This is a genomic window from Mesorhizobium sp. M1329 (assembly GCF_040318035.1).
Lineage (GTDB): Bacteria > Pseudomonadota > Alphaproteobacteria > Rhizobiales > Rhizobiaceae > Mesorhizobium.
Map to the genome: position 1 here is coordinate 28946 of NZ_JAMYLN010000041.1, position 24293 is coordinate 53238.

Genomic DNA, 24293 nt, shown 5'->3' on the forward strand with positions numbered 1-24293 from the left:
TACCTTCAACAGCATAGGCAGCGGTTTCGTGGGATCGAAGAAAGTTCGGATCGGAATAGTAGGGGTGGGCAACTGCGCCTCCTCTCTTGTACAGGGCATCACCTATTACCGCGACGCAAGGAGCAATGAACCCATACCCGGGCTGATGCATGCCGATCTTGGCGGCTACCACGTCAAGGACATCGAGGTGGTCTGCGCTTTCGATGTCGCCAAGGGCAAGGTCGGACGCGATGTGGCAGACGCGATCTACAGCGCGCCGAACAATACTTTCCGCTTTGCCAATGTCGCGCCTGTCGGCGCTCGCGTCGAACGCGGACCGACGCTGGACGGCATCGGCAAATATCTGCGCGACGAGATCGAGGAGGCCGACGAGCCGGTCGCCAACGTCGGCAAGATCCTCGCCGAGAGCGGCGCCGAAATCCTGGTGTCCTATCTGCCAGTCGGTTCGGAGGAGGCAACGCGCTTTTACGCCGAGTGCGCGCTCGAGGCGGGCTGCGCCTTCGTCAACTGCATACCCGTCTTCATCGCCTCGCGGCCGGAGTGGCGCCGACGCTTCGAGCAGCACGGCCTGCCGCTGATCGGCGACGACATCAAGAGCCAGGTCGGTGCGACGATCGTCCACCGGCTGCTCGCCAACCTGTTCCGTGAGCGCGGCGTGCGCATCGATCGCACCTACCAGCTCAATTTCGGCGGCAATACCGACTTCCTCAACATGCTGGAGCGTGAGCGGCTGGAATCGAAGAAGATCTCAAAGACGCAATCCGTCACCAGCCAGCTCGACGTTCCCCTGGAGCCCGGCAACATTCACGTCGGGCCGAGCGACCATGTCCCGTGGCTGACCGACCGCAAGTGGGCCTATATCCGGGTCGAGGGCACGACCTTCGGCGGTGTGCCGCTGAATGCCGAGCTCAAGCTGGAAGTGTGGGATTCGCCCAATTCCGCCGGCGTCGTCATCGATGCGGTGCGTTGCGCCAAGCTGGCACTCGACCGCGGTATCGCAGGCGCGCTGACCGGTCCCTGCAGCTATTTCATGAAATCGCCGCCCGAGCAGTTCACCGACGCGGAAGCCCGCCAGCGCACGCTCTCTTTCATCGCCGGTAAGGACGAGCCGATGCTCGATGCCGCCGAATGACGACGACGTTTTTTCTTGTGCGCCACGCCGCGCACGACAATGTCGGCCGTTATCTTGCCGGACGGATGGCTGGCGTGTGCCTCGGCGAAGCCGGCAAGGCACAGGCCTCGCACCTGGCAGAGCGCATGGCACGCGAGGCGATAGCGGCAGTCTTCTGCAGCCCGCGCGAACGCACGCAGGAGACGGCCAATCCGATCGCGGTCGTCTGCAATGCCGGTGAAATCGTGATCCGCGAGGAACTCGATGAGATCGACTTCGGCACCTGGTCGGGAAAGACCTTCGAGGAGTTAAACCAGGATGCCGACTGGCGGGTGTGGAACGACCAGCGCCAGCAGGCGAGAACACCGAGCGGCGAGACCATGCTGGACGTGCAGCAACGCGTCGTCTCGCTGATCGAGCAGGTCCGCGGCACCTACCAGAACCAGTGCGTCGCGCTGGTCAGCCATGCTGACGTCATCAAGGCCGCGGTGTGCAAAGTGCTCGGCCTGTCGCTGGGAAACTGCTTTCGCCTCGATATCGACCCAGCGTCGATCACCACAGTTGTTTGGGGAGACTGGGGGTCGAAGCTGATTAGACTCAACGAAGCTGCCTGACGAGGAATTGCCGGATGCGCATGGTCATTTTCGGTCTTACCGTGACATCGTCGTGGGGCAATGGGCACGCCACGCTGTGGCGCGGATTGATCCGGGCGATGGCCGGGCTGGGCTGGTCCATCACCTTCTTTGAACGCAACACTCCCTATTATGCCGGGACGCGCGACCTCGACCAGTTGGATGGCGGCAACCTTGTCCTTTACCCGGATTGGGAGGACATCCAGCGCGTTGCCGAGCAGGCGATGAATGAGGCCGATGTGGTCATTGTCACCTCCTATTGCCCCGATGCCGTGAGCGCGTCGCGCCTTGCCCACCAGGCCTGTCACGGGCTGAAGGTGTTCTACGATCTGGACACGCCGGTGACGCTGGCCCGGATCGAACAAGGTGAGCCTCCGGCTTATTTCGGGCCGGAAGGGCTTCGCGATTTCGATCTCGTGCTGAGCTACACGGGAGGAACCGCGATCGACGCATTGAGGTCGATGCTGGGTGCACGCCGCGTCATGCCGCTCTACGGCCATGTCGATCCAGAGCGACATCGGCCCGCCCCGCCCAGGCCGGAGTTTGCCGGCGACCTTTCCTATCTCGGGACCTATGCGGCAGACCGCCAGGCCGGGGTCGAAAGGCTGCTGGTCAGTCCGGCTGCGCGCCTGCCGGATCGCCGTTTCCTTATTGGCGGCGCACAATATCCGCAAGAATTCCCGTGGAGCGACAATATCTTCTTCGTCCGGCATCTGCCGCCGGCCGACCACCCCGCCTTCTTTTCATCATCACGGCTGACCCTGAACGTGACCCGCGAGGCGATGGCCAAACGGGGCTGGTGTCCTTCCGGCCGGCTGTTCGAAGCCGCCGCTTGCGGTGCTGCGATGGTGAGCGACACATGGCCCGGACTGGAGGCCTTTTTCCGGCCCGGTGAAGAGATCGTCGTGGCCAACAGCACCGACGACGTGGTCGCCGCGCTCGACCTGTCCGACGCCGAGCTTGACGCGATCCGCCGCTGTGCGCGCGAGCGGGTGCTGGACGAACACACCTCGGCGCGACGCGCGAAGGAATTCGACCGCATCCTGTCCGATGCACTGCACGGCTCCACGCATGGCGAGCCGTTGAAGGAGGCAGTTTGATGTTGGGCATCGTGCCCGCAGCCGGACGGGGAAGCCGCATCCAGCCGCTCGGCTTTTCGAAGGAGCTTCTGCCGGTCGGCAGCCGCATCGACGGCAACACCGAGCGGCCTTGCGCGGTCAGTGAATATTTGGTGCGCCGCATGGTGCGCGCGGGGGCCGACAAGATCTGCTTCGTCATCGGCTCGGGTAAGTCGGATATCCTCGAATATTATTCTGCCGGCTATGCCGACGCGACTGCACTGTTTGTGGTGCAGCCCTCTCCGGTCGGCCTTTGCGACGCCATCTTCCGCGCCGCGCCGCTCGTCGCAGCCGACGAGACCGTTCTGGTCGGGCTGCCCGATACAATCTGGTTTCCCGAAGACGGTTTCCTGGCCCTCCCGGACGACGGCCTGTCCTTCCTGCTGTTTCCGGTGGACCAGCCGGAGTTCTTCGATGCCGTCGTTGTCGACCAGGACGATCGGGTGAAGCAAATCCAGGTCAAGCAGCAGAATGCCCAATCGAACTGGATCTGGGGTGCGTTCAAGATGCCCGGGCGCACCCTTCACCAACTCGCGGCGCTGTGGCGGGAACGGGACCGGTGCGACGAATATATCGGCACGCTGGTCAACGCCTATCTCGCCGCCGGAGGCGAAGCCTATGGCATCAAGGCTGGCACCGCCTATGTCGACGTCGGCACCTTCAACGGCTACCGCACCGCACTGCGGCTGCTTGAAAGCGCCGCCGGTACCAAGGACGACCAAGCCGCCATTACACTGCCAGGCCACCAGCACGTTCCTATCCTCGCAGGCGAAGGAGGCTAGCCATGCTGCATTCCGATGCCGAAATCCGCCGCCGTATCGACGCGCTCGGCCCATGGTTCCACAATATGGAACTGGCCGGCATCGAAACCGCTCCCGACCATTTCCTTGGCAACTATCCGCTAATCAAATGGCGCAAATTCGCCGACGCGATTCCCGCCGATCTTTCCGGCAAGGCGGTGCTCGACATAGGCTGCAATGCGGGTTTCTATTCGATCGAGATGAAACGCCGCGGCGCCGGCCGCGTGCTTGGCATCGATTTCGATGAGGCTTACCTGGCGCAGGCGCGCTTTGCCGCCGAGGTAGCGGACTGCGACATCGAATTCCGGCAGCTCTCGGTCTACGACGTTGGCGCGTTGCGCGAGCGGTTCGACATCGTGCTGTTCATGGGCGTGCTCTACCATTTGCGCCATCCTTTGCTTGCACTCGATCTGATCCGGGAGCATGTCGCCGACGACCTGATGATCTTCCAGTCGATGCAGCGCGGCAGCACCAACGTGCCGGCGCTCGAGCAGAACTATCATTTCTGGACCCACGACCTGTTCGACCGGCCGGAGTTCCCAAAGCTGCATTTCATCGAGCATCGTTACGCCGACGACCCGACCAACTGGTGGATTCCCAATCGCGCCTGCACCGAAGCCATGCTGCGCAGCGCCGGCTTCGAGATCGTGCTGCAACCGGAGCAGGAGGTCTATTTCTGCCGCACCGCCGACGTACCGGCCGGCGGCGGCGCCGTCTACCCGTCGAAAGGACAGATAAATGATTGAAGCCGCGATGATCTGGAACGAGCCCAACAACAAATCCCACTGGGATCCCGAGCTCGACCCCGACTGGAGCCGCTTCGCCACTACGGCAATCCTGGCCGCCGACGCGATCGCGTCGGAGAATTCCGCCTTGACCAAAGTCCTTGGCGGCATCTCGCCGATCGATGCCGGCTTCATGACAAGGATGAAGGAGTTCGGCGTGCTCGATCATGTCGACGCGGTCGCCGTGCACGGCTTTCCGCTCGACTGGAACCTCTGGCAGATCCACGAATGGCCGCAGAAGATCGGCGAGATCTCGGCCGTTACCGATCTTCCGGTATGGGTCAGCGAGGTCGGCGTATCGACCTTCGGCGCCGAAGAAGTACAGGTCTGGGGCCTGCGCCGGACCGCGGAATTGCTGATCGGCAACGCACCGCGCATCCAATGGTACAGCCTCTACGACCTGCCGCGCGAGTGGGAAGCGACGACGCGCCATCGCGAGGCGGAAGGCTCTTCCTATTATCGCCATTTCTACATGGGCCTGCTTCGCCAGGACGGCACGCCAAAGCCCGCGCTCGAGGAGTTCCTGCACCATACCCCGGCAATGGGACTGGTGCAGTGGTTCCATTTCGAAGATCACCGGCTGGACGACGCCGTTGCCTGGATGAAACGCCTCGGCGTCACCAATCTGCGCACCGGGCTTTCCTGGGCCGACAGCTTCAGGCCGAACGCGCTTGACTGGTTCGACAGGCAGATGGAGGCGTTGGCCGACTTCGACGTGACCGTTACTTTCTGCTTCACGCCGGAACACCGCGGAATGATGCCGCACCACAGCAGCCCGCCGCTGGTGCCGGAGGAATTCGCCGAGTTCTGCGCGGCAATGACGCGCCGCTATTCCGGCAGCATCGCTGCCCCTTCCGTCGGCAGGCTGCGCGCCTCCGCAGCGTGAGGAGCTTCGGCTCTCCAGCCATGACGCTCACCGTCCTCAACGTCGCCTATCCCCTCGCCCCGGTGGGGCCGGATGCGGTCGGCGGCGCCGAGCAGGTGCTGTCGATGCTCGACCAGGCGCTCGTACAGACCGGACACCGCTCGATCGTGATCGGCTGCCGGGGCTCGAGCGCTGCGGGTGTCCTCATCGAGACGCCGGCCGAACCGGGCGTGCTCGATGAAGCGGCGAAGCGCCGGGCGCAGCGTGCTCATCGCGCTTCAATTGCTACCGCGCGCGCCCGCTGGCCGATCGACGTGGTGCATTTGCACGGTATCGATTTCGACGCCTATCTGCCGGGCGACGGGCCGACATTGGTGACCCTGCATTTGCCGCTCGACTGGTATCCGGCCGACGCTCTCAATCCGGCGCGGGAGGATCTGTGGCTGCATGCGGTATCGGCGGCTCAGCAAAGAACCGCGCCACCGGGAGCCAGGCTCATCGAACCGATCCCAAACGGAGTGGACATCGACGCGCTGAGCGACCCGCAGGCCAAACGCGACTTTGCGCTCGTGCTCAGCCGCGTCTGCCCGGAAAAGGGCATCCATCTGGCGCTGGACGCAGCCAAGAAGGCCGGTGTGCCGCTGGTCGTCGGCGGCAAAGTCTACCTCTACGAAACGCACACCGCGTATTTTCGCGACGAGGTCGAACCCCGGCTGGACGACCGGCGCCGCTTCCTTGGTCCGCTCGGCTTTGTCGCCAAGCGGCGCCTGCTGAACACAGCCCGCTGCCTGGTCATTCCGAGCCTTGCCGCGGAAACCAGTTCGCTCGTCGCCATGGAGGCGCTCGCCTGCGGCACCCCCGTGGTGGCCTTCCCGAATGGCGCACTACCGGATGTGGTCGAGCACGGCAAGACCGGGTATCTGGTCGGGGATGTCGACGAGATGGCGCAAGCCATCGTTGCCGCACCCGGCCTGGACCCCGAGACCTGCCGGGCCGAGGCGCGGCGGCGGTTTTCACTCGATCGCATGGTTTCCTCCTACACGGACGCCTATCGGGCGCTGGCACGGCTCGGCACAGACAGCGGGCAGCTCGCGACGGCGAGGTGAGCGGAACATGCTCCGCAGTGAGATCATCGACGATCCGGCGGACCTGGAAGCCCTCGAGCCGCACTGGTGGGAGCTTTGGTCGCGCAGTCCCTCGGCGACGCCGTTCCAGTCTCCCGCATGGCTGATGGCGTGGTGGCGGACATTCGCTCCCGGCGAGCTAGCGACGGTGGCCGTCTGGAGTGGCGACGATCTGGTCGGCCTGGCGCCACTCTATCTGGAACATCAGGAATCCGGCGCGCGATTGCTTCCGCTCGGGATTTCGTTGAGCGACTATCTGGACGTCCTTTGTATTCCCAAGATCGCCGAACCGGTGGGCGCCGCCATCGCCGACACGGCTCTTTCCCTCGGCTGGTCACAGTGGATCTTACAGGACCTGCCGCCCGGCGCCGCCGGCCTTGCCATCAGGCATGCCGCGCTCGAATCGTGCCAGGCCGTCGGTCACGCCGCTTGCCCGGTGCTCGCCCTCGCCGGCGATCAGACGCTTCAAGGCTGTGTTCCGGCGCGGCGGCGGCGCCAATTGCGGCGCGCCCACAGGGCCGCGTCGAGTCGCGGCCGGGTCTTCATCGAACCCGCTTTGTCCGATCCGCAGACATTCCTCGATCACCTGATCCGCCTTCACCGCGCGCGCTGGGCCGGACACGGCGACGGCGTCCTGTCCGATTCCCGCGTGGAAGCATTCCACCGTCAGGCGCTGCCGCAGCTGGCCGCACGGGTGCTTGCCCGATGCTGGCTTATCACGATCGGTGACGCGGTCGTGGGCGCCTATTACGGGTTCCATCACCGTGGCCGCGCTTGCGCTTATCTCGGTGGCTTCGATCCGGCCTATGCCGAGGAAAGTCCCGGCGCGCTGCTCATCGGCCAGGCGATAAGGCAGGCGATCTGCGAAGGTGCGGAAGAGTTCGATTTTCTGCGCGGACAAGAGGCTTACAAATACAGCTGGGGCGCCGTCGACCGGTGGACGATGCGCAAGATCTGGACGCGGAGCAAAGGGCGATGAGCGCGACCCAGCCGGGATCTCGGCGGTCGACATCAGCAAGGCGGGTGCTGGAGGACTGCATGGCAGACGGTGCCGGCGTCGATGCCGTCATCGCCAGGCTGGCTCTCCGTTTCGAGACAGGAATCGAAGCCGCAGAACTGGCGAAAATTGCGCAAGACACGCACTCGGCCGACCCGCGAAAGACGGCAAAACTGCAACGGATTGCCGACCTGCTCCAGCGCAGGCCCGAAATCTTCGCCACGCTGCGCAAAACGGGTGGTGCCGTTCGGCACGAGCGTGGCGAGGGCGAGACCGACGATGCGGTCGTCAAGCGGCTGGCGGCGGGGTTTGATGCGGCGGCGGCGATTTCCCCGGCGGCGAGCGTCCAGCTGTCGTCTCTGGGCAATGAGGAAAAACTCTCTGCCGCTACGGCTGAGATCGTTGCTTGGCTGGAGAGGCGAGGCTTTACCGGCACCAGCCGCGATATACTGGACATCGGCTGTGGTATCGGTCGGTTCGAACAGGCGCTCTCTGCTCTGTCGCACCGGATCGTCGGCAGCGATATATCCCCGGCGATGATCTCGATCGCCCGCCGGCGATGCGCGGGGCTCGGCAATGTAGAATTCCACCCTACCCGCGGTTTCGATCTTGCCGATTTTTGCGATGCCAACTTCGACCGCGTGCTGGCTGTCGACAGCTTTCCCTATCTGGTGCTGGCCGGCCTCGCGGAGCGACATTTCGTGGAAATCGCGCGCGTGCTGAAGAGGCCAGGCATGGCCGTGCTTTTGAATTATTCATATCGCGGATCGCCGGCGCTGGATCGCGCCGACGTTCAAAGCTTCGCCAATGCAAATGGCATGCAAGTCCTCGTCGATGGCGAAAAGCCGTTCCGGCACTGGGACGGCGATGCCTTCCTGCTTACGATTTCCGGCGGAACATTGCGGCCCAACGCTGGTTCGGATGCCGAACGGGATAAGCCGCTATTCGACAGTATGAAGGAGGACAAGATGGCGTCCGGCAGCAAGAAGCACATCGGTCGCGGCAGTCACGGCAAAGGCGCTGGCGCTGGCGCGATGACCGATCTTCCCAAGGACAAGATCGGAGAGAACGCCGTTCTGTCCAACAGAGACAAGAAGCAGCACACCAAGGAGCGTGGGCTCGACGGCAATCGGGTCAAGTCCGAGCAGTACCAGGATCGTTCAGCGGATCGGCGGCCTGAAGAGTGATCGTTGCGGCAGCATGTGGCTTGCAGCCGGCGAGCAATTGAAACGCCGTGAGAGCTAACCGCTGACGAAGCTGTGCAAGGACCGAAACCGGTCGCATGGATAGTCTGCAAATTCTTGCAAACTCGCACTGTTGCCACCAGAGTGAGGTGAAGGGACCAACATTTGCCAAGAGAACGCGATGGCTCGCTCAAGGGAAGATTCCGTCAGCACGCGTGCCGATCTGACGATAGACCGGGAAATCGCTTCCTTGCTTGCGGCCATCGAACAGGAAAGGGTTCCTGACCGGCTGACCAAACTTGCGGTCGAATTGCAGCATGCGCTTGTCGAAAGGCGCTTGCGCGGAACCAGTAACTAACGTGACATATATTAGCGGCGCCTCTCGGCTTCGAAGTCCAGTTGTCCTTCGGACAGATAGCTGCGCCTTTCCATCAGGGTTTGCGAGGAACTTTCGCCAAGGTATTCCAGCACGCCGGCGCGTGCCCTGTTGAGCCGGCTCTTCACGGTTCCCACCGCGCAACCGCATATTTCGGCCGTTTCCTCATAGCTGACGCCCAGCACGCCTATCAGCATCAGAACCTCGCGCTGGTGCTCGGGAAGCCTCTGGATGGCCTGGTGGACTTCCTTGCCCTGTACGGACCATTCCTGCGTCGCTTCCGAGATCGGCCGAAGCGAAGCGCAGTCGAGCAGGCCGGGCGCTTCCCTCACCGCAGCCCTGACACGCGTGTAGTAGGTGTTGCGCATGATGGTAAAGAGCCATGATTTCATGCGCGTTCCAGCCTCGAACTTGTCAATGTTGGCCAGTCCCTTGGTCAGCGTCTCCTGAACCAGGTCGTCGGCATCATCGGGAGTGCGGCAGAAGGTACGGGCGAAAGCCCTCAAAGCGGGTATGAGGTCGACGATGGAAACTTCTTCGGTTTCGCGGGTCGCCAAGGCGTAGGCTGTGGGTGGCAATGGTCCAGCTCCCGTCCAGAATGAGTTCGTGAGCGCAGACCAGTTAAATGCATTGGGCGAAAGATCGTTCCGGTTGGCGAAAATCACCCGGCTCCAGAAACCTTCCAGAAACCGGAGAGGGCTTGGCTGGGCAATCCCGGCCGACGGCGGCATTTTTGACGGAACAACCACCGGGATCGCCGAGTTCAAATCAAGGTCGTCCGACAATTCGGGCGCCGCTATTTGGCGCGTCGGAATGCGATCTCGCAGCGGCCTTGGCGCCACCTCAAGGACGGCCCATCTCAAGAAACAGGAGGAGTTCATGACAGGAAACAAGCACGCCAAAGGCAAAACGCCGGCCGATAGCGATCTTGCCAACGATCCCGGCATCGGCAGTTCCAGGGGCACGATCAAGGAGGGCGACCGGCTCGATCAGGGCAACAACACGTTCGAAGGCGATGTCGAGAACGACACCACGCCGCAAGGCGGTATCAATCCCCGGCAAAAGATGCGGACCAACAAGTGACGCCAGGACCGGCTGCGCCCGATCGAAAAAACCCGCTGCAACCCGTGCAGCAATCCCGCGTTAAAGAGCATGGGCCTCGTGTCCGCCCCCGGGCGTTGATGCGACAAGTCTTTCGCGGAGACACAGATGACAACAAAATCGTTTGGCCGCCCCGTTCCAATTCTCGTCGGCCTTGGTTTCCCTCGCTATGTCGAAAATATTTGGCAGGCCTATGACGTGTTAAACGAATGGCCCAGTCGCGGTCCAGCGCACAAGGCGGCGTTCGACGCCTGTCGCGCCGGGCTGGCCGACGAGCTCGATGCCGAGACGGTACACGCGGCGTTCGAAACATTCGCCCGCAAGGCGGGCATTCTGGCGCACGATATCGCAGCCGAAATACCTGCGAAGGCCCACGATGGTTGGCTGAAGCTCCCGTCGGACGGCCCGGTAGACCCTGGAGGCTGATTACTCGCAGCCTACATGAAGCGGCCAGCTGCGTGAACGGGAAGGAATATGATGCTGAGAATAGAGTTCGATACTCCTGTTTGCATCTATTTCGGCAAGCCCGGGCGATCGCGATTGGTCAGTTCCGTTTTCGAAGCAATATATTGCCTGAACAGCGAGAAATGGCCGGCGCGCAACGCTCCGCTGGCGCTGGTAGCCGCTGATGTATTGAACCGCGCCCGGACCGGTCAAATCACGGCCGCCAAAGCACGCCAGGCATTTGTAGACGCCGCTTGGGAGGCGAACATTCTTGTCGAAGGCGAGCCGCATGACGCGCGTGCCCCGACAGCCCTCATGTCGGACAGCGGATGAACCGGCAGGGGCTGCCTTCCCGCAGTTCCGTCCAGGCCAACCCTATCACGAATGGCTCGCGCCCTCGCCCTCCTTCTCCCCCTTTTGCCTGAGGATTTCGTCCGTTCCGACCAGCTTCTTCGATCCGCCTGGGATCGCAGTGGAGACGACCGCCGGCGGGTCGCTTGCCGGGAAGGAATCTTCCAGGCCTGCCTGCAACTGGTCTTCCAGCGTTTGCGGCTCTTCCGATCGGCCGGACGTCCTGCGGGCGTCCAACTTCTCCAGCGGCTGTGTCATGTCCGGTGAAGACCTGACTTCTCGAATCCAGCCATAGAGCTGTTCGATGGCAAATTCCTTCATCGTGTCGAAATCGGCCTTTTCGTCACGCGATGCCTCGATTTGGTCGACCATAGTCTTCTCGAACCGGTCGAGGCTGTCGCTTCCGCAGGCGCGGCAGAGACGGACCAACGCCTCGCGCAATATGAGCGGCGCAAAGTGCGCGGTCGCCTCGAGCCTGAGCTGCTGCAAACGCTCCGGGGTGGCGGCTTGGACCTTTGACATGTTCGACCTCTCGCCTTGTGGAGCATGTCAACGAAAATTGTCGGCGGATGTTCCATCCATGACGGCCGCTGCATAGCTCGATCCTCAGCGGTGCGCGCCACCACCGACTGCCATGCGCATACCGAGACCGACGACGAAGCAACCTGCCAGCCGCTGCTGCCAGAGCCTTACCTTCGGCCTTTTCATGATCCAGGCCCCGAGCGTGCCGGATGCGAGTGCATATGTGCCCAGCACCAGCACACCGGTCATTTTCTGGGTGCCACCGAGCAGCAGCAATTGCAGCGTGACCGATCCGCGAGCAGGATCGACGAACTGCGGAAGGAAAGCCACCATGAAGGTTAGCGGCCAGGGATTTATCAGATTGGCGATCATTCCTTCGCGTGCGGCTACAAGCGGTCCGACATTGTGCGGCTCCTTGACGGCGACGCTGGCTGACGGCAACAACACCAAACGCGATCCAAGCCAAACCAGATAGGCTGCGCCTGCCCAACGAAGCATGGCAAAGGCAAGCGGCGATGCCTGGACGAGCGACGATATGCCGAGGGCAAGGAGCGGCAACTGGACCATGCCGGCGCCGAAGGTCATTCCCAGGACGGTGAACAGGGCAACATCACGGCCCTGCCCGATGCCGCGCGCAATCACCAGCAGACTGTCGGGCCCCGGCGGCATCTGCATCAGGATGACCGTTCCGACAAAAGCCGTCCACGAAGCGGGATCCATGCCGCTACTTCGCCCCGGTTTCGTAAGATGCCTTCGCGCCGTCCTTCAACCGGCCGGCATCTCGCATCATCTTGAGCGCTTCGTCCCTCGTCAGGCCGCACCTGCGGGCAAAAAACTCGATCTCATGGGCCAACTCGGCCGGCAGGTCGTCTTTTACATGCATTCTTCGCTTGTGTTTGCGCGCGCCCATCGAGGCTCGGTCCCGTATGCGTTAGTCCTCCCGAACTCACATCGGATCAGCCGGTTCCCACTCCCTGACCAATTCGCTTGCGCAAGTTTCTCACGCGCCGTCTGGCCGGCCGACCCTGTCCATGAGTTCGTTCAGGAATGCGAGCAGCGCGTCTTCGGGATCGTCGGCCTCTTCGGTCAGCATATCAATGCCCCAGTGGCCTAGGACAGCCTCCTGGACGATGCTCGGCTGCGGCATAAAGATGAAGGATTTCGGACGGTTCTTCTCGTAGCCGGAGCGGCGCCAGGTCTGCCAAAGCCTGTGCAACAGCAGACGAATGTTCATGTCCGACATGCTGTAGCCGATGAACAGGATAGTGCGCCCGAGCGCGTCGGCCCGAAATTTCACATCGAGCGGCGAATCGAACGATAGCCGTTCAAAATAATCGGTCTCCGCCAGAACCAGTGATTTGTCGTCGTCGAAATCGCCGTGGAATTTTATGATCTGCGTCACCTCGCCAGTGGCCTTGGGCAAATCCTTGGCATTGGCCACCTTCACAAAAGGCCGGCCATGGATCTCGAAGGCAACCTCGAGGTTGCGATCATAATTGGTGGTGTAGATAATCGGAAAATCGAGCGCCACGATGAGCTTGTGGATTGCCGACCGCTGCACTTTTTCCCGCGACACGCTCCATTCGCGATCCATCCAACTGCGCAAAGGACCGAGGCTCCCCTGCTTCAGCCGGTAGTATTCGGCAAGAGCCTGATAGCTGGCCTCCGGTGCGCCGATCATGTCCTCGTGAAGGCCGAGTTCCTTTTGCATGTGCTCGATGAGCTTTTGCCAAGACGGCAAGCCGACGCTCATCGACACCCCGGCTCCAACGAACAGGATCGCTCGTCGCTCTTTCACTGATTGAGCCAATTGCTCGACTGCAGACTGCATCCGACACAACTGCGATAGGTGCCGCTCCGTTCCAGCCGAGCCCGGGCCACCGGGAAGAGTAACTCCGATTTCCGATGGAATGTGCCCCGAGCGCCGGCCACCGAGTTGGCTCACCACATCCGATATTTATTTCGTTCCCTTTGGCACTTCTGCGCCTCTCACGCGTTGGGAGTGTTCAACAAACACGGCGCAGCTAATGGATCGCCAGCGGATTGCCTCAGTCGCATTATGTGTGTTCCTGCTTACGATCGGCGCCATCCAGCAAAAGGCTTGGGCCCAAGCACCTTGCCCGGCCGACCACGACAAATTGTTTGCCGCTCTCAAGGCCAACGTCAAAGCCAGCGGCGGCCCCGGCAATGGCGGTTTCGACACTAATGAATGGGCGGCAGTCGTGGCTCGCGACGGAACGGTCTGCGCCGTCGCGTTCAGCGGGCCTACCGCCGATGCCCAGTGGCCCGGCAGCCGGCTGATCGCCGCCGAAAAAGCCAATACCGCCAACGGGCTCAGCCTCGCCCAGATGGCGTTGTCGACCGCGAACCTCTATGCGCCGGTGCAGCCTGGCGGGCCTCTATTCGGCCTGCAGGCCACCAATCCGGTCAATCCAGCGGTGGCCTATGCGGGCGACCCTTCGACATTTGGAAGCTCCAGCGATCCGATGCTGGGAAAGCCGATCGGCGGTGTCGTCGTGTTTGGCGGGGGCCTGGCTCTCTACGACGGCAAGGGGATCGTCGGGGCTCTCGGGATAAGCGGCGATTCTTCCTGTGCCGACCACAATGTCGCCTGGCGCGTGCGTGCCGCACTCGGGCTTGACAAGGTACCGGCCGGCGTCAACCCAAACCGCAAGGACGCTATCATTTACGACCTCGATCCCGGCGGCAAGAGCCCTTCCGGATGGGGGCATCCATTGTGTGCCGGAACCGAAGCGGACGTGGCTGCCGAGCTCGGCGCCGGCGTCGGCGGCTCGATACGCAAATGAGGAAAGCGCGACAGGTGGCAAGAATCAGCGTGTCTAAGGACGGAAAAAGACCAATGGCCGCGATGCTGGGATGGACGCTGCTGGCCGGCTTCGCGCTGATTACCGCGGCGGTTGCTCAGTCAACGTCAAGCCCCGCGATAAATCCGCCGGCCGCAGCCGCTCCGCCCGACGACGGCCAGTGGGCGATGCCGGCAAAGAACTACGCCTCGACCCGCTACAGCGATCTCGCGGAGATCACCGAAGACAACGTCAAGACCCTGCAGGTGGCCTTCACCTTCTCGACCGGCATCAACAAGGGCCAGGAGGCTGCGCCCCTGGTGGTCGGCAACACGATGTACATCGTGACGCCGTTTCCCAACATCCTCTACGCGCTTGACCTTACCAAGCCCGGCGCGCCGATGAAGTGGAAGTTCGAGCCCAATCCCGAACGTGCGGCGCAGGGCGTTGCCTGTTGCGACGTGGTCAACCGCGGTGCAGCCTTCTTCGAAGGGCGCATCTATTTCAACACGCTCGATGGCCACACGATCGCCGTCGATGCGGCCACCGGCAAACCGGTCTGGAACACCCACATCGGCAACATCAACATCGGCGAGACCATCACCATGGCGCCGCTGGTGGTGAAGGGCAAAGTGCTGGTCGGCAATTCCGGCGGCGAAATGGGCGTACGCGGCTGGATCAAGGCGCTCGACGCCGGCGACGGGCACGTCGTCTGGACGGCCTACAATACCGGCCCTGACGCCGAGGTGCTGATCGGTCCGGATTTCAAGCCGCATTACGACATGGACAAGGGCAAGGATCTCGGCGTCACGTCGTGGCCGCCCGACGCCTGGAAGATCGGCGGCGGCAATGTGTGGGGCTGGATCTCCTACGACCCGGACCTCAACCTGATCTTCCATGGCACTGGAAATCCCGGCCCATGGAATCCGGATCTGCGGCCCGGCGACAACAAATGGACCGCCGGCATCTTTGCCCGCGATCCCGACACCGGCGCAGCCAAATGGTTCTACCAATGGACGCCGCACGATTTGCACGACTACGACGGCATCAACGAGCAGGTGCTGCTCGACATGACCTGGCAGGGCAAGGCCCGCAAGGTGCTGGTGCGGCCGGAACGCAACGGCTACGTCTATCTGTTGGACCGCACCACGGGCGAGGTCCTGTCGGCAGTGCCGTTCGGGCCGGTCAATTCCACCAAGGGCGTCGACCTCAAGACCGGCCGGCTGATTGTAAATCCGGACAAGAAGACCGGCACCGGCAAGGTAGTGCGCGACATCTGCCCGACCGCGTCCGGCCTCAAGGACTGGCAGCCTTCGGCGTTCTCTCCCAAGACCGGCCTGCTCTACATTCCGCACAACAATATGTGCATGGATGAGGAAGGCCTCGAAGTGAATTACATCGCCGGCACGCCCTATGTCGGCATGAATGTGCGCATGATTCCCGGGCCGGGCGGCAATCGCGGTGCTTTTACCGCCTGGGATGTCGCCGCCGCCAAGCCGGCGTGGAGCCTGAAGGAGAACTTTCCGGTGTGGAGCGGCGCCGTCGCCACCGCTGGCAACGTCGTGTTCTATGGGACGATGGAAGGCTGGTTCAAGGCGGTCAGCGCCAGGACCGGCGAACTGCTTTGGCAGTTCAAGACGTCGTCCGGCATCATCGGCCAGCCGATCACCTATCGCGGCCCGGACGAGCACCAATATGTCGCGATTCTTTCGGGCGTCGGTGGCTGGGCCGGCGCGATCGTATCCGGCGATCTCGACCCGCGCGACGCCACCGCCGCGCTCGGCTTCGTCAACGTCATGAAGGATCTGAAGGATGTAACCACGCCGGGAGGTACGCTGTATGTGTTCCGGCTGCCTTGAGACGATCGGCCGAGACGCGCGCGCGCGGAGAAAATCTTCTCGGCGGTTTGGCGTCGCGGTCGGCGCACTGGCGCTCTCGCTTGTTGCCGCCGTTGCCGATGCGCGCGAGCTGAGGATCTGCGCCGATCCCAACAACATGCCGTTCTCCAATGCCGCGAGAGAAGGCTTTGAAAACAAGATTGCCGAACTCGTCGCCCGGGAGCTTGGTGCGACTGTTTCCTACACGTGGTGGGCACAGCGGCGCGGCTTCGTCCGCAACACGCTGAAAGCCGGCTTGTGCGATCTGGTGCCCGGCACGCCCGCCAACCTAGAGATGCTGCGCACCACCGCGCCCTACTACCGGTCTTCCTATGTGTTCGTGACACGCAAGGATGCGCCGGAAATCACGTCCTTCAACGATCCTCGCCTGCGCGATCTGCACATCGGTGTCCAGCTGATCGGGGACGACGGCGCCAACTCGCCGCCCGTCGAGGCGCTTGGCCGTCGCGGCATCGTCGGCCATCTCATCGGTTTCCCCGTCTATGGCGACTATTCGGCGCCGAACCCGCCAGCACGCATCGTCGAGGCGGTCGCGAATGGCGACATCGATATGGCCGTGGTCTGGGGACCGCTGGCCGGCTACTTCGCGTCCAGGCAGAAGGTGGCGCTGCGGATCACGCCGGTCTCCCCGCGCGTGGACGGCCCGCAACTGCCGATGATCTACGACATCTCGATGGGCGTGCGCCGTGGCGACGATACGCTGCGCAGCGAGGTGAACGCCGCCCTGACCAGACACCGCGCCGATATCGACGCGATCCTGGCGGCCTACCAGGTGCCCCGCTTCGACCCTGTCGGAGCGCCTTGAAATGAAGCGCGGTCTTCCCTTGCTGGTGTTCGCAATCCTCGCGGTTGCCGGGTGCCAGCGTGAAGAACGCGACACGCGTCCACAGTCGGCGCTCGGCTCGGGCGACCAGCCGGCAGCCGTGACGGCCCTCGAGCCGGGCGGCCAACGGCCGGCCTCGTCCGACACCAAGGCCGGCGTGTTCGAGGCCAACGCCTTCCACCTCAGCGAGGGCAAGCGTCTGTTCAACTGGTTCAACTGTTCCGGCTGCCATGCCAATGGCGGTGGCGGCATGGGTCCGGCCCTCATGGACCAGAAGTGGCTCTATGGCAGCTCGATCGAAAGCATCCACGCCACGATCAGAGACGGCCGGCCGAACGGAATGCCGAGCTTCCGTGACAAGATCCCGGACGACCAGATCTGGGAGCTTGCCGCCTTCGTCCGCGCGCTGAGCGGCAACGCATCGAAATCGGCCGCGCCGAGCCGCGACGACGACATGATGCCCCATCCGTCCGAAAATCGCCTGCCGGATGCCGCCACGCTGGGGAAGTCGCCGTGAACCGCCTTGTTTGCAGGGTGTGCTGCGGCGCAGCCTGCATGCTGCTCCTTGCAGGATGCAGCGGCTGGCAATCCGCGCTCGACCCGAAAGGGTCGGCCGCGGGCGAGCTTGCATGGCTGATCTGGTTTTTCACCGCGCTGTGCACGGTGGTCTGGCTTCTGGTGATGGCCATGCTGATCGTGCCATTGGCCCGGCGCGCGGCGCCCGTCGGCGATCCGCTTGTCCTCGATGCTGCCGCCGAGCGCAGCAAGATGCGAATTGTCGTCGCCGCACTCGCCGCAACCGCCCTGATCCTGGTCGGCCTGACGCTGCTGAGCTACTTCTCTAACCGGACGCTCGCCGCCATCGGCTCGAACACGGCGCTGACGATCCGCGTGACCGGGCATCAATGGTGGTGGGAGGTTCGCTACGAAAACGATCAGCCGAACCGCATCCTGACGACCGCCAATGAAATCCACATCCCGGCGGGCGAGCCGGTGCGGCTCGTAGTGACCTCGACGGACGTCATCCATTCCTTCTGGGTGCCGAACCTCTCGGGCAAGCTGGACCTCATTCCTGGCCACGAGAACGTTCTCGACCTCAGGGCGGACAAGCCCGGCGTCTATCGCGGCCAGTGCGCCGAGTTCTGCGGCGCGCAGCATGCCAATATGAGCACCTTCATCGTCGCCGAACCCCGGCCCGTCTTCGACGCGTGGCTGAACGACCAGCTGCGGCCGGCGGCCGCCCCCGTATCCGCCGAAGCCAAAGCCGGCCACGACCTGTTCCTCAAGCGGCCATGCGTGATGTGCCACAAGATCGGCGGCACTATCGCCGGCGGTACGGTCGCTCCCGACCTCACCCATGTAGCAAGCCGGCGGACGCTCGCTGCCGGAACGCTGGCTATGAGCCGCGGCAATCTCGCGGCCTGGATAGCCGATCCGCAAGGGATCAAGCCAGGTGCCCACATGCCCGTCGTTGGACTGAACGGGGACGAATTGAATGCGATCGTAGCCTATCTCGAGGGCCTGAAATGAGCAGCGCCGACCTGGCCCATGAGCGGGACCTCGCCAAGCAGCGCGAGGCGACACAAAAGGGCGACCTGGCTCCCGAGCGCGATGGTCCTCGCGATACCGGCCTCGACGACGCAAGCCTTGAGCGTCGGCTGGCGCGGACATGGCGGACGGCTCCGGGCATCATCGGTGCGCTGTCGAGCGTCGACCACAAGATCGTTGCGCGCCGCTATTTGATCACCGCTTTCGTGTTCCTGTGCCTCGCTGGCCTCAGCGCCGTTGCCATGCGCGTCCAGCTGTCGGGGCCGGAGCGCGGGCTGATCGGGCCCGACCGTTACAACCAGCTGTTCACCATGCATGGCGTGACCATGATGTTCCTGTTTGCAGTGCCGATCGTTCAGGCGACCGGCATTTACCTCGTTCCGCTGATGGTCGGCACCCGCAACATCGCCTTTCCGCGCCTCAATGCATTCAGCTTCTGGATTTATCTCTCGGGTGGCCTCTTCGCCTGGGTGTCGTTTGCACTCGACATGGCACCCGACGTCGGCTGGTTCTCCTACGTGCCGCTGTCCGGTCCTGAATTCGGGCCAGGCAAGCGCTCCGACGTGTGGGCGCAGATGATCACCTATACCGAAGTTTCATCGTTGGCGGTCGCGGTCGCCACCATCGTCACCGTGCTGAAGCAACGCGCGCCGGGCATGTCCCTGGATAAGATTCCGCTCTACGTCTGGGCGATGCTGGTCACCTCTTTCGTGATCGTATTCGCTATGCCGGCGGTCATGATCACGTCGACGTTCCTGATCCTCGACCGCCTGGTCGGCACCCATATCTTCAATCCCGCCGAGGGCGGCGACGTACTGCTCTTCCAGCACCTGTTCTGGTTCTTCGGCCACCCCGAAGTCTATATCATTTTCCTCCCGGCCACCGGCATGGTGTCCTCGATCATTGCCGCTTTCGCCCGGCGTCCGGTATTCGGCTATCTAGGCATGGTTCTGTCGCTGATTGCGGTCGGGTTTCTGTCGTTCGGCCTGTGGGTCCATCACATGTTCGCAACCGGCCTGCCAAAGCTCGGCGCGAGCTTCTTCACGGCATCGAGCATGCTGATTGCCATCCCGAACGGGCTGCAGATCTTCTGCTGGCTGGCGACATTGTGGGACGGAAAGCCGATAGTCAGGACGCCGCTGCTGTTCGTGTTCGGCTTCTTCTTCACGTTCGTCGCGGGCGGCCTGACCGGCGTGATGCTGGCGTCGGTGCCATTGGACCTGCAAGTGCACGACACCTATTTCGTGGTCGCGCATCTCCATTACGTGCTGATCGGCGGGTCGGTATTCCCGCTGCTCGGCGCGACCTATTTCTGGTTCCCCAAAATGACCGGCCGGATGATGAGCGAACGTCTCGGACGCTGGCACTTCTGGCTTGCCTTCATAGGCTTCAATGCGGCGTTCTTTCCGATGCACATTGTCGGCCTGTGGGGCATGCCGCGCCGGGTCTACACCTATCCGGTTGAGCTCGGCTGGGGCAACATCAACCTGTTCATCACAGCCGGCGCTGTCGTCCTGTTCCTGAGCTTCGTTCTGTTCACTATAAACCTGGTGTACAGCGCCTCGAGGGGCGCCCCGGCCGGGGACAATCCCTGGAATGCAGGCACGCTAGAATGGGCGACGAGCTCTCCGCCGCCGAGCTATAATTTCGCTCGGATTCCGGTGGTTAGCAACGCCGAGCCGCTCTGGGCCGAACGTGACACGCTGCCTGTCGCGACCGGGCTTCGCGTCGACGCGCGCGAACTTGTTATTTCGACCGTGGCTGAGGCGCATCCCGATGTGCGCGAGAAGTCGGCGACGCCGTCGATCTGGCCATTGTTCGCTGCGCTCGCGATCGGCGCCACCTTTCTCTATTCAATCTTCAGCCCTTGGGCAGTGGTCTGGGGAGCCGGGCCGATCGCCATCACTTTGATCGGTTGGTTCTGGCCGAAAGGCGATCCGGAGGATGAGGAATGAAACAGCGTTCTGCCGCCGATCTTTCCGACCTCCCGACCTTCGGACTCGGACCGCGCAGCCCGACCTGGTGGGGCACTCTCGCCTTCATGGCGCTGGAGGGCACCGGCTTCGCGCTCGCCGCAGGCACCTATCTTTACCTCGCCTATCTGTCGCCCAAATGGCCATTGGGCGTGCCGCCGCCCAACCATTGGCCGGGTACCATCGTCACGCTGTTGCTGCTCGCAAGCGTGGTGCCCAACCACATACTGAACCGCTACGCGGAAGCCTGTGCCATGGTGCCCGTGCGCATCGGCCTGATCGTCATGTCGCTGCTCGGTATGGCGCCGCTTGTCGTGCGGTGGTTCGAATTTCCGGCCCTCAACATCTATTGGGACACCAATGCGTACGGCTCAATGCTGTGGGTGCTGCTCGGCCTTCACACAACGCATCTGATTACCGACGTCGGCGACACGCTGGTGCTGACGGCCCTGATGTTCACGCGCCATGGCTATAGCGGCCGGCGTTTCGGGGACGTTGGCGACAACGTCTTCTACTGGGACTTCGTGGTCGCAACCTGGATCCCGATCTATCTTTTGATCTACTGGATGCCGAGGCTTGACTGAGATGCGTGCGCTTCGCTTGGGCACATCATGGGGCGGGCTGTTGTCCGGGCCCTTGGCCTGGGCGGTGTCGACGCAGCTGAATTATGCGTTCGTGGAGTGGCAGTGCGCGCACGGCATTCCCCTCATACCGGTCATTGCGCTGGTGCTGACAGTGCTGGCCTTGCTTGGCGGCGTGCTGTCGTGGCGGGCGCGCCAGCAAGGCGGTGCCGCCTTTAAACCGGATCGTACGCGCGCCACGGAGGATTTCGTCGCCAATATCGGCATTCTCAGCGCGGTGCTGTTTGCACTGGTAATCATCATGCAAGGCGCCGCCTCTCTCATTCTTGACGGCTGCCTGCGATGAGCTTCGACGCGCTGTTCTCGACATCGATCTGCTACGGTGCCGGCGCCCCGCAGGCCGGCTGGACGCTGGCGTTGCCGATCACGCTGCCGCTGACCGTCGCCGTACTGCTTTACGCGGCAGGCGCCTTTCGGCTGTGGCGGCGGAGCGCCCGCAGCCGGCCGTTGCGGCTACGGCAGGCTATGCTGTTCGCGGCCGGCTGGGCCATCTTGGCGGCCGCACTGGTCAGTCCGCTCCATGCATTGGGCGAGCGCATCTTCACCGCCCACATGATCGAGCACGAGCTGTTGATGGCGGTGGCGGCGCCCCTGCTGGTCGCCTCCTGCCCGGCGGCGGCGATGATGTGGGCATTGCCGACCAAGCTGCGGCTGGCATTTGGCGCAGCCGGGCACGCGAAGGTGCTTCGAACCGTGTGGGCCGCCGTCAGCCGCCCTGTAGCCGCGACCTTCCTGCACGGCGTCGCGATATGGGCATGGCACGTTCCGGCGCTGTTCGAGGCGGCGCTTGCACGGGGTGTCCTGCATTATGCGCAACATACGAGCTTCTTCGGTACGGGGCTGCTGTTCTGGTGGGTGCTGCTGCCGCGCTCAGGCCGCGAACAAGCCTATGGCAGCGCAGTCATGCACCTTTTCTTCACCTCGCTGCACACCGGCCTGCTCGGGGTACTGCTGCTGGTCTCGCCAAGGCTGTGGTATCCGGCAAACGACGCCGGCGCGGAATTGTGGAACCTTAGCGCGCTGGAGGACCAGCAGCTCGCCGGCTTGGTGATGTGGGTTCCTGCCGGTCTGATTTATGGCGGAGCCGCGTTGCTGCTGGCCGGTCTGTGGATTCGCGCAAGTGGACAGAGAAGATGGGAGGTGTCGCATGCGCTCCGCGCTGTCTAAGCTGGTCATTGGTGCTGGGGCGGTAATTGCCGTGCTGGCCGCAGCTTGGGCGGCGCTGACGTTTTGGCCGGAGCGCCTCGGCCAGGTTGCTTATGAGACTGACAATGCCACCAGCAGCATTGGCGTGCGCGCCACACCGCGCTTCACTCCGTCCGGGTCCATCCTCGGCGCCGCGGCAATTGTCGTGCTCGTTGCAGTTCTGGCCGGGATCGCGTTGTACTTCGAGCAAAGCCGTCGAGTGGAGCAGAAGGCCGACAATGCAACCGGCGGTGTTGGCGCCCGCGCCATACCCATCATGATGGCCAATGGCTGTGCTGGATGCCACACGATCAGCGGCGTTCCCGGCGCGCAAGGGTTGGTCGGGCCGCGCCTGGATGCCGACTTGGCTACCCGGGTCTATATCGGCGGCGTCTTGCGCAATAAGCCGGAGAACCTGGTCCGTTGGATACGCGCCGCAAGGGAGGTCAATCCGCACACGGCAATGCCCTCGACCAGAATTTCCGAGCAGGAGGCGCGGGATATCGCGGCCTACCTCTATTCGCTGAAATGACACGATTGCAGCATTTCTTGAAGAGCAGGGTTAACTGCAACACCTCGCCAGGAACAAATCGGCATAGCCACGGTTTGGTTCTACACGTCAAATCGCGAGGAAGTCCTATGGATACCGATGTCAATTCCGAAACCCGCTCGATCTTCATTGTCGGGCTGCGCAACGCTCACGCCATGGAGAACCAGGCACTGTCGATCATGAAACCTCAGGTCAAGCGGATCGAGAACTATCCGCAGGTCGCCGACCGCCTGCAGCAGCATATCACGGAGACCGAAGGGCAGATCGCCCGCCTGGAATCCATTCTGGATGGCCTCGGTGAGGACCATTCCACATTGAAGGATACGGCTATGTCGATGGTCGGCAGCATGGCCGCGATGGGACATTCCGTAGCCGGCGACGAAATCCTCAAGAACAGCTTCGCCAACTTTGCATTCGAAAATTACGAGATCGCCGCTTACAACTCGTTGCTCGTACTCGCCGAGGCCGGAGGGTTTAGTCAGGCAACCAGCTCTCTTCAGCAGAATCTCCGCGAAGAAGAGAAAATGGCCGACTGGTTGAAGCAGAATCTGCGCGGCGTCACTTTGCAATACGGCAGGCTGCGTGAGGCGGGAGAGACCGCCAAGAGTTAGGCCGCCCCGCTGGCCGAGAGGAATTCCTGGCAACCACCCAGTCGAATTGACGGGGTGGTTGTTTTTTTCAGAATGGAGAGTGCTGCTGAGACTGTGCGCTTTGCCGTTGGCCAGACACGCTTCATAGAGCCCGAAGAACCGAACGGATTCAGAGCGAAGAAGCGGAACGAACCGGAGCGCCTACGTTCTAATAACTTGAGTGTCGCGACCACATTTGTGTGCGGAACGTTGCGGACTCCTAGCCGACTTCGATGTTCCAACCGCGACGCAACCCGCGGTCGGAATAGCCACGAACGACCGCAGCGCTATCAGGTCGTTTCGGGAGACTCGTTCGATTTGGGAACCTCGTCGGTCTCCGGCAAACGATCGCGAATGGCTTCCTCGGTTTTGCTTGCCGTCTTTTTCACGACTTTCTCGACGCGGTCGACCAACGTCTCGGCGTCGCCGCTGGAACCCTGTCGGTCAGCCTCTTCCTTTACAGTCTCATATGCTTCGGCGGCTACCTGCTTGGCTTGCTCCACCCCTTCTTCAAGGAGATCCTCAGCACTGTCGCGAAGCTTGTCGCGGTAGGGGCCGAGTTGCTCGTCTTCCGCGGCGGTGTGAGGCAGCATCACGCCGATGGCTGTGCCAACGGCAAGGCCGACAGCAGCCATGGCCAGAGGTTCGCGCTGGAACAGGTCCTGCGCCGACTGCCGCACCCGCCCCGACATATCGGTGGCGGCCGAGCCGACCTGCCCGGCTGTGCTTCTCAATCTTTCTTTGGCGCCGCTCGCAAGATCTGCAACAGCTTCTGTCGCACCGCCTGCTACGGAAGCCACCGAACCAGCGGCATCTGAGAGCCTGGAGCCGC

General features: G+C 62.8%; 29 protein-coding genes and 2 pseudogenes. 24 read left to right on the forward strand and 7 right to left on the reverse strand.

Annotated elements, in window-relative coordinates; translation table 11 throughout:
- Window positions 1-28 precede the first annotated feature (28 nt).
- The 10 genes and pseudogenes from NKH21_RS28815 to NKH21_RS28860 all read left to right on the forward strand — a co-directional run bounded on the left by NKH21_RS28815 (window position 29) and on the right by NKH21_RS28860 (window position 8619).
- Entirely contained in the window at window positions 29-1132 is a 1104-nt protein-coding gene (locus tag NKH21_RS28815; RefSeq protein WP_352660343.1) for an inositol-3-phosphate synthase, read from the forward strand.
- The gene (locus NKH21_RS28820) at window positions 1129-1725 is read left to right on the forward strand and encodes a histidine phosphatase family protein (RefSeq protein ID WP_352660340.1); all 597 of its coding nucleotides are present in this window, start codon (window positions 1129-1131) and stop codon (window positions 1723-1725) included. The genes NKH21_RS28815 and NKH21_RS28820 overlap by 4 nt, the downstream gene beginning before the upstream one ends.
- Before the next feature lie 14 nt (window positions 1726-1739).
- Window positions 1740-2843 carry a CgeB family protein gene (locus NKH21_RS28825; protein WP_352660337.1) on the forward strand — a complete coding sequence of 368 codons (1104 nt, stop codon included), beginning with the start codon at window positions 1740-1742 and terminating at the stop codon, window positions 2841-2843.
- Complete coding sequence (locus NKH21_RS28830; RefSeq protein WP_352660334.1) at window positions 2843-3643, forward strand: nucleotidyltransferase family protein; 801 nt, start codon at window positions 2843-2845, stop codon at window positions 3641-3643. Before NKH21_RS28825 ends, NKH21_RS28830 begins: the two co-directional genes overlap by 1 nt.
- 2 nt (window positions 3644-3645) lie before the next feature.
- On the forward strand, window positions 3646-4407 hold the full coding sequence (locus tag NKH21_RS28835) for a TIGR04290 family methyltransferase (RefSeq protein ID WP_352660331.1): 762 nt from the start codon (window positions 3646-3648) through the stop codon (window positions 4405-4407).
- Window positions 4400-5332 carry a glycoside hydrolase 5 family protein gene (locus NKH21_RS28840; protein ID WP_352660328.1) on the forward strand — a complete coding sequence of 311 codons (933 nt, stop codon included), beginning with the start codon at window positions 4400-4402 and terminating at the stop codon, window positions 5330-5332. Before NKH21_RS28835 ends, NKH21_RS28840 begins: the two co-directional genes overlap by 8 nt.
- A gap of 20 nt (window positions 5333-5352) precedes the next feature.
- Window positions 5353-6417 carry a glycosyltransferase family 4 protein gene (locus NKH21_RS28845; protein ID WP_352660325.1) on the forward strand — a complete coding sequence of 355 codons (1065 nt, stop codon included), beginning with the start codon at window positions 5353-5355 and terminating at the stop codon, window positions 6415-6417.
- Window positions 6418-6424: 7 nt separating this feature from the next.
- Window positions 6425-7414 carry a GNAT family N-acetyltransferase gene (locus NKH21_RS28850; protein WP_352660322.1) on the forward strand — a complete coding sequence of 330 codons (990 nt, stop codon included), beginning with the start codon at window positions 6425-6427 and terminating at the stop codon, window positions 7412-7414.
- A 59-nt stretch (window positions 7415-7473) separates the two neighbouring features.
- Window positions 7474-8178, forward strand: a pseudogene (locus tag NKH21_RS28855) (class I SAM-dependent methyltransferase); the annotation flags it as partial.
- Window positions 8179-8400: 222 nt separating this feature from the next.
- Window positions 8401-8619, forward strand: coding sequence for a hypothetical protein (locus NKH21_RS28860; RefSeq protein WP_352661288.1), 219 nt, complete (start codon window positions 8401-8403; stop codon window positions 8617-8619).
- Window positions 8620-8806: 187 nt separating this feature from the next.
- On the opposite strand, the gene NKH21_RS28865 is transcribed toward NKH21_RS28860, so the two are convergent.
- Complete coding sequence (locus NKH21_RS28865; RefSeq protein WP_352614925.1) at window positions 8807-8935, reverse strand: hypothetical protein; 129 nt, start codon at window positions 8933-8935, stop codon at window positions 8807-8809.
- Between the two features lie 50 nt (window positions 8936-8985).
- Window positions 8986-9549 (reverse strand): sigma-70 family RNA polymerase sigma factor, encoded by a 564-nt coding sequence (locus NKH21_RS28870; RefSeq protein ID WP_352661285.1) that lies wholly within the window; start codon window positions 9547-9549, stop codon window positions 8986-8988.
- Window positions 9550-9871: 322 nt separating this feature from the next.
- Between NKH21_RS28870 and NKH21_RS28875 the strand changes: the two genes are divergently transcribed.
- From NKH21_RS28875 to NKH21_RS28885, 3 genes are all read left to right on the forward strand, one after another.
- Window positions 9872-10075 (forward strand): hypothetical protein, encoded by a 204-nt coding sequence (locus NKH21_RS28875; protein WP_292657608.1) that lies wholly within the window; start codon window positions 9872-9874, stop codon window positions 10073-10075.
- Window positions 10076-10201: 126 nt separating this feature from the next.
- Window positions 10202-10519 (forward strand): DUF982 domain-containing protein, encoded by a 318-nt coding sequence (locus tag NKH21_RS28880; protein ID WP_352660318.1) that lies wholly within the window; start codon window positions 10202-10204, stop codon window positions 10517-10519.
- Between the two features lie 51 nt (window positions 10520-10570).
- Window positions 10571-10870 carry a DUF982 domain-containing protein gene (locus tag NKH21_RS28885; protein ID WP_352869256.1) on the forward strand — a complete coding sequence of 100 codons (300 nt, stop codon included), beginning with the start codon at window positions 10571-10573 and terminating at the stop codon, window positions 10868-10870.
- 45 nt (window positions 10871-10915) lie between these two features.
- Here the strand turns inward: NKH21_RS28885 and NKH21_RS28890 are convergent, their stop codons facing one another.
- From NKH21_RS28890 to NKH21_RS28905, 4 genes are all read right to left on the reverse strand, one after another.
- Window positions 10916-11410, reverse strand: a complete 495-nt coding sequence (locus NKH21_RS28890; RefSeq protein ID WP_352660312.1) for a hypothetical protein — start codon at window positions 11408-11410, stop codon at window positions 10916-10918.
- 84 nt (window positions 11411-11494) lie between these two features.
- Complete coding sequence (locus tag NKH21_RS28895; protein WP_352660310.1) at window positions 11495-12130, reverse strand: LysE family translocator; 636 nt, start codon at window positions 12128-12130, stop codon at window positions 11495-11497.
- A gap of 4 nt (window positions 12131-12134) precedes the next feature.
- Window positions 12135-12320 carry a hypothetical protein gene (locus NKH21_RS28900; protein ID WP_352660307.1) on the reverse strand — a complete coding sequence of 62 codons (186 nt, stop codon included), beginning with the start codon at window positions 12318-12320 and terminating at the stop codon, window positions 12135-12137.
- Between the two features lie 90 nt (window positions 12321-12410).
- Window positions 12411-13241 carry an SIR2 family NAD-dependent protein deacylase gene (locus NKH21_RS28905; RefSeq protein WP_502903341.1) on the reverse strand — a complete coding sequence of 277 codons (831 nt, stop codon included), beginning with the start codon at window positions 13239-13241 and terminating at the stop codon, window positions 12411-12413.
- A gap of 196 nt (window positions 13242-13437) precedes the next feature.
- On the opposite strand from NKH21_RS28905, the gene NKH21_RS28910 reads away from it, so the two are divergent.
- From NKH21_RS28910 to NKH21_RS28960, 11 genes are all read left to right on the forward strand, one after another.
- Window positions 13438-14217, forward strand: coding sequence for a heme-binding protein (locus NKH21_RS28910; RefSeq protein ID WP_352660302.1), 780 nt, complete (start codon window positions 13438-13440; stop codon window positions 14215-14217).
- Between the two features lie 53 nt (window positions 14218-14270).
- Complete coding sequence (locus tag NKH21_RS28915; protein WP_352869248.1) at window positions 14271-16073, forward strand: methanol/ethanol family PQQ-dependent dehydrogenase; 1803 nt, start codon at window positions 14271-14273, stop codon at window positions 16071-16073.
- A complete protein-coding gene (locus NKH21_RS28920; RefSeq protein WP_352660296.1) occupies window positions 16054-16917 on the forward strand; it encodes a substrate-binding domain-containing protein in 864 nt (287 codons plus the stop codon). Before NKH21_RS28915 ends, NKH21_RS28920 begins: the two co-directional genes overlap by 20 nt.
- A gap of 1 nt (window position 16918) precedes the next feature.
- Window positions 16919-17452 (forward strand): c-type cytochrome, encoded by a 534-nt coding sequence (locus NKH21_RS28925; RefSeq protein ID WP_352660293.1) that lies wholly within the window; start codon window positions 16919-16921, stop codon window positions 17450-17452.
- A gap of 38 nt (window positions 17453-17490) precedes the next feature.
- Window positions 17491-18465, forward strand: coding sequence for a cytochrome c oxidase subunit II (gene coxB / locus NKH21_RS28930; RefSeq protein WP_352660290.1), 975 nt, complete (start codon window positions 17491-17493; stop codon window positions 18463-18465).
- Complete coding sequence (ctaD, locus tag NKH21_RS28935) at window positions 18462-20438, forward strand: cytochrome c oxidase subunit I (RefSeq protein ID WP_352660287.1); 1977 nt, start codon at window positions 18462-18464, stop codon at window positions 20436-20438. Before coxB ends, ctaD begins: the two co-directional genes overlap by 4 nt.
- Window positions 20435-21040 (forward strand): cytochrome c oxidase subunit 3, encoded by a 606-nt coding sequence (locus NKH21_RS28940; protein WP_352660284.1) that lies wholly within the window; start codon window positions 20435-20437, stop codon window positions 21038-21040. Before ctaD ends, NKH21_RS28940 begins: the two co-directional genes overlap by 4 nt.
- Window position 21041: 1 nt before the next feature.
- The gene (locus tag NKH21_RS28945) at window positions 21042-21383 is read left to right on the forward strand and encodes a hypothetical protein (RefSeq protein ID WP_352661283.1); all 342 of its coding nucleotides are present in this window, start codon (window positions 21042-21044) and stop codon (window positions 21381-21383) included.
- The gene (locus NKH21_RS28950; protein WP_352660281.1) at window positions 21380-22264 is read left to right on the forward strand and encodes a cytochrome c oxidase assembly protein; all 885 of its coding nucleotides are present in this window, start codon (window positions 21380-21382) and stop codon (window positions 22262-22264) included. Before NKH21_RS28945 ends, NKH21_RS28950 begins: the two co-directional genes overlap by 4 nt.
- On the forward strand, window positions 22245-22814 hold the full coding sequence (locus NKH21_RS28955; protein WP_352660279.1) for a c-type cytochrome: 570 nt from the start codon (window positions 22245-22247) through the stop codon (window positions 22812-22814). Before NKH21_RS28950 ends, NKH21_RS28955 begins: the two co-directional genes overlap by 20 nt.
- A 107-nt stretch (window positions 22815-22921) precedes the next feature.
- A complete protein-coding gene (locus NKH21_RS28960) occupies window positions 22922-23443 on the forward strand; it encodes a ferritin-like domain-containing protein (protein WP_352660276.1) in 522 nt (173 codons plus the stop codon).
- 308 nt (window positions 23444-23751) lie between these two features.
- Here the strand turns inward: NKH21_RS28960 and NKH21_RS28965 are convergent.
- Window positions 23752-24293: pseudogene (locus tag NKH21_RS28965) on the reverse strand (hypothetical protein); the annotation flags it as partial.

What these genes read in the sequence shown, in the direction of transcription:
- NKH21_RS28945 (WP_352661283.1), top strand. Translation starts at nt 21,042, where the DNA reads ATGCGTGCGCTTCGCTTGGGCACATCATGGGGCGGGCTGTTGTCCGGG.
- NKH21_RS28860 (WP_352661288.1), top strand. Translation starts at nt 8,401, where the DNA reads ATGGCGTCCGGCAGCAAGAAGCACATCGGTCGCGGCAGTCACGGCAAA.
- NKH21_RS28840 (WP_352660328.1), top strand. Translation starts at nt 4,400, where the DNA reads ATGATTGAAGCCGCGATGATCTGGAACGAGCCCAACAACAAATCCCAC.
- NKH21_RS28820 (WP_352660340.1), top strand. Translation starts at nt 1,129, where the DNA reads ATGACGACGACGTTTTTTCTTGTGCGCCACGCCGCGCACGACAATGTC.
- NKH21_RS28920 (WP_352660296.1), top strand. Translation starts at nt 16,054, where the DNA reads ATGTGTTCCGGCTGCCTTGAGACGATCGGCCGAGACGCGCGCGCGCGG.
- NKH21_RS28850 (WP_352660322.1), top strand. Translation starts at nt 6,425, where the DNA reads ATGCTCCGCAGTGAGATCATCGACGATCCGGCGGACCTGGAAGCCCTC.
- NKH21_RS28875 (WP_292657608.1), top strand. Translation starts at nt 9,872, where the DNA reads ATGACAGGAAACAAGCACGCCAAAGGCAAAACGCCGGCCGATAGCGAT.
- NKH21_RS28925 (WP_352660293.1), top strand. Translation starts at nt 16,919, where the DNA reads ATGAAGCGCGGTCTTCCCTTGCTGGTGTTCGCAATCCTCGCGGTTGCC.
- NKH21_RS28865 (WP_352614925.1), bottom strand. Translation starts at nt 8,935, where the DNA reads ATGCTGCAATTCGACCGCAAGTTTGGTCAGCCGGTCAGGAACCCTTTC.
- NKH21_RS28835 (WP_352660331.1), top strand. Translation starts at nt 3,646, where the DNA reads ATGCTGCATTCCGATGCCGAAATCCGCCGCCGTATCGACGCGCTCGGC.
- NKH21_RS28845 (WP_352660325.1), top strand. Translation starts at nt 5,353, where the DNA reads ATGACGCTCACCGTCCTCAACGTCGCCTATCCCCTCGCCCCGGTGGGG.
- NKH21_RS28895 (WP_352660310.1), bottom strand. Translation starts at nt 12,130, where the DNA reads ATGGATCCCGCTTCGTGGACGGCTTTTGTCGGAACGGTCATCCTGATG.
- NKH21_RS28880 (WP_352660318.1), top strand. Translation starts at nt 10,202, where the DNA reads ATGACAACAAAATCGTTTGGCCGCCCCGTTCCAATTCTCGTCGGCCTT.
- NKH21_RS28890 (WP_352660312.1), bottom strand. Translation starts at nt 11,410, where the DNA reads ATGTCAAAGGTCCAAGCCGCCACCCCGGAGCGTTTGCAGCAGCTCAGG.
- NKH21_RS28885 (WP_352869256.1), top strand. Translation starts at nt 10,571, where the DNA reads ATGCTGAGAATAGAGTTCGATACTCCTGTTTGCATCTATTTCGGCAAG.
- coxB (WP_352660290.1), top strand. Translation starts at nt 17,491, where the DNA reads ATGCTGCTCCTTGCAGGATGCAGCGGCTGGCAATCCGCGCTCGACCCG.
- NKH21_RS28825 (WP_352660337.1), top strand. Translation starts at nt 1,740, where the DNA reads ATGCGCATGGTCATTTTCGGTCTTACCGTGACATCGTCGTGGGGCAAT.
- NKH21_RS28905 (WP_502903341.1), bottom strand. Translation starts at nt 13,241, where the DNA reads ATGCAGTCTGCAGTCGAGCAATTGGCTCAATCAGTGAAAGAGCGACGA.
- NKH21_RS28960 (WP_352660276.1), top strand. Translation starts at nt 22,922, where the DNA reads ATGGATACCGATGTCAATTCCGAAACCCGCTCGATCTTCATTGTCGGG.
- NKH21_RS28915 (WP_352869248.1), top strand. Translation starts at nt 14,271, where the DNA reads ATGGCCGCGATGCTGGGATGGACGCTGCTGGCCGGCTTCGCGCTGATT.
- NKH21_RS28910 (WP_352660302.1), top strand. Translation starts at nt 13,438, where the DNA reads ATGGATCGCCAGCGGATTGCCTCAGTCGCATTATGTGTGTTCCTGCTT.
- NKH21_RS28950 (WP_352660281.1), top strand. Translation starts at nt 21,380, where the DNA reads ATGAGCTTCGACGCGCTGTTCTCGACATCGATCTGCTACGGTGCCGGC.
- NKH21_RS28955 (WP_352660279.1), top strand. Translation starts at nt 22,245, where the DNA reads ATGCGCTCCGCGCTGTCTAAGCTGGTCATTGGTGCTGGGGCGGTAATT.
- NKH21_RS28940 (WP_352660284.1), top strand. Translation starts at nt 20,435, where the DNA reads ATGAAACAGCGTTCTGCCGCCGATCTTTCCGACCTCCCGACCTTCGGA.
- NKH21_RS28830 (WP_352660334.1), top strand. Translation starts at nt 2,843, where the DNA reads ATGTTGGGCATCGTGCCCGCAGCCGGACGGGGAAGCCGCATCCAGCCG.
- NKH21_RS28900 (WP_352660307.1), bottom strand. Translation starts at nt 12,320, where the DNA reads ATGGGCGCGCGCAAACACAAGCGAAGAATGCATGTAAAAGACGACCTG.
- ctaD (WP_352660287.1), top strand. Translation starts at nt 18,462, where the DNA reads ATGAGCAGCGCCGACCTGGCCCATGAGCGGGACCTCGCCAAGCAGCGC.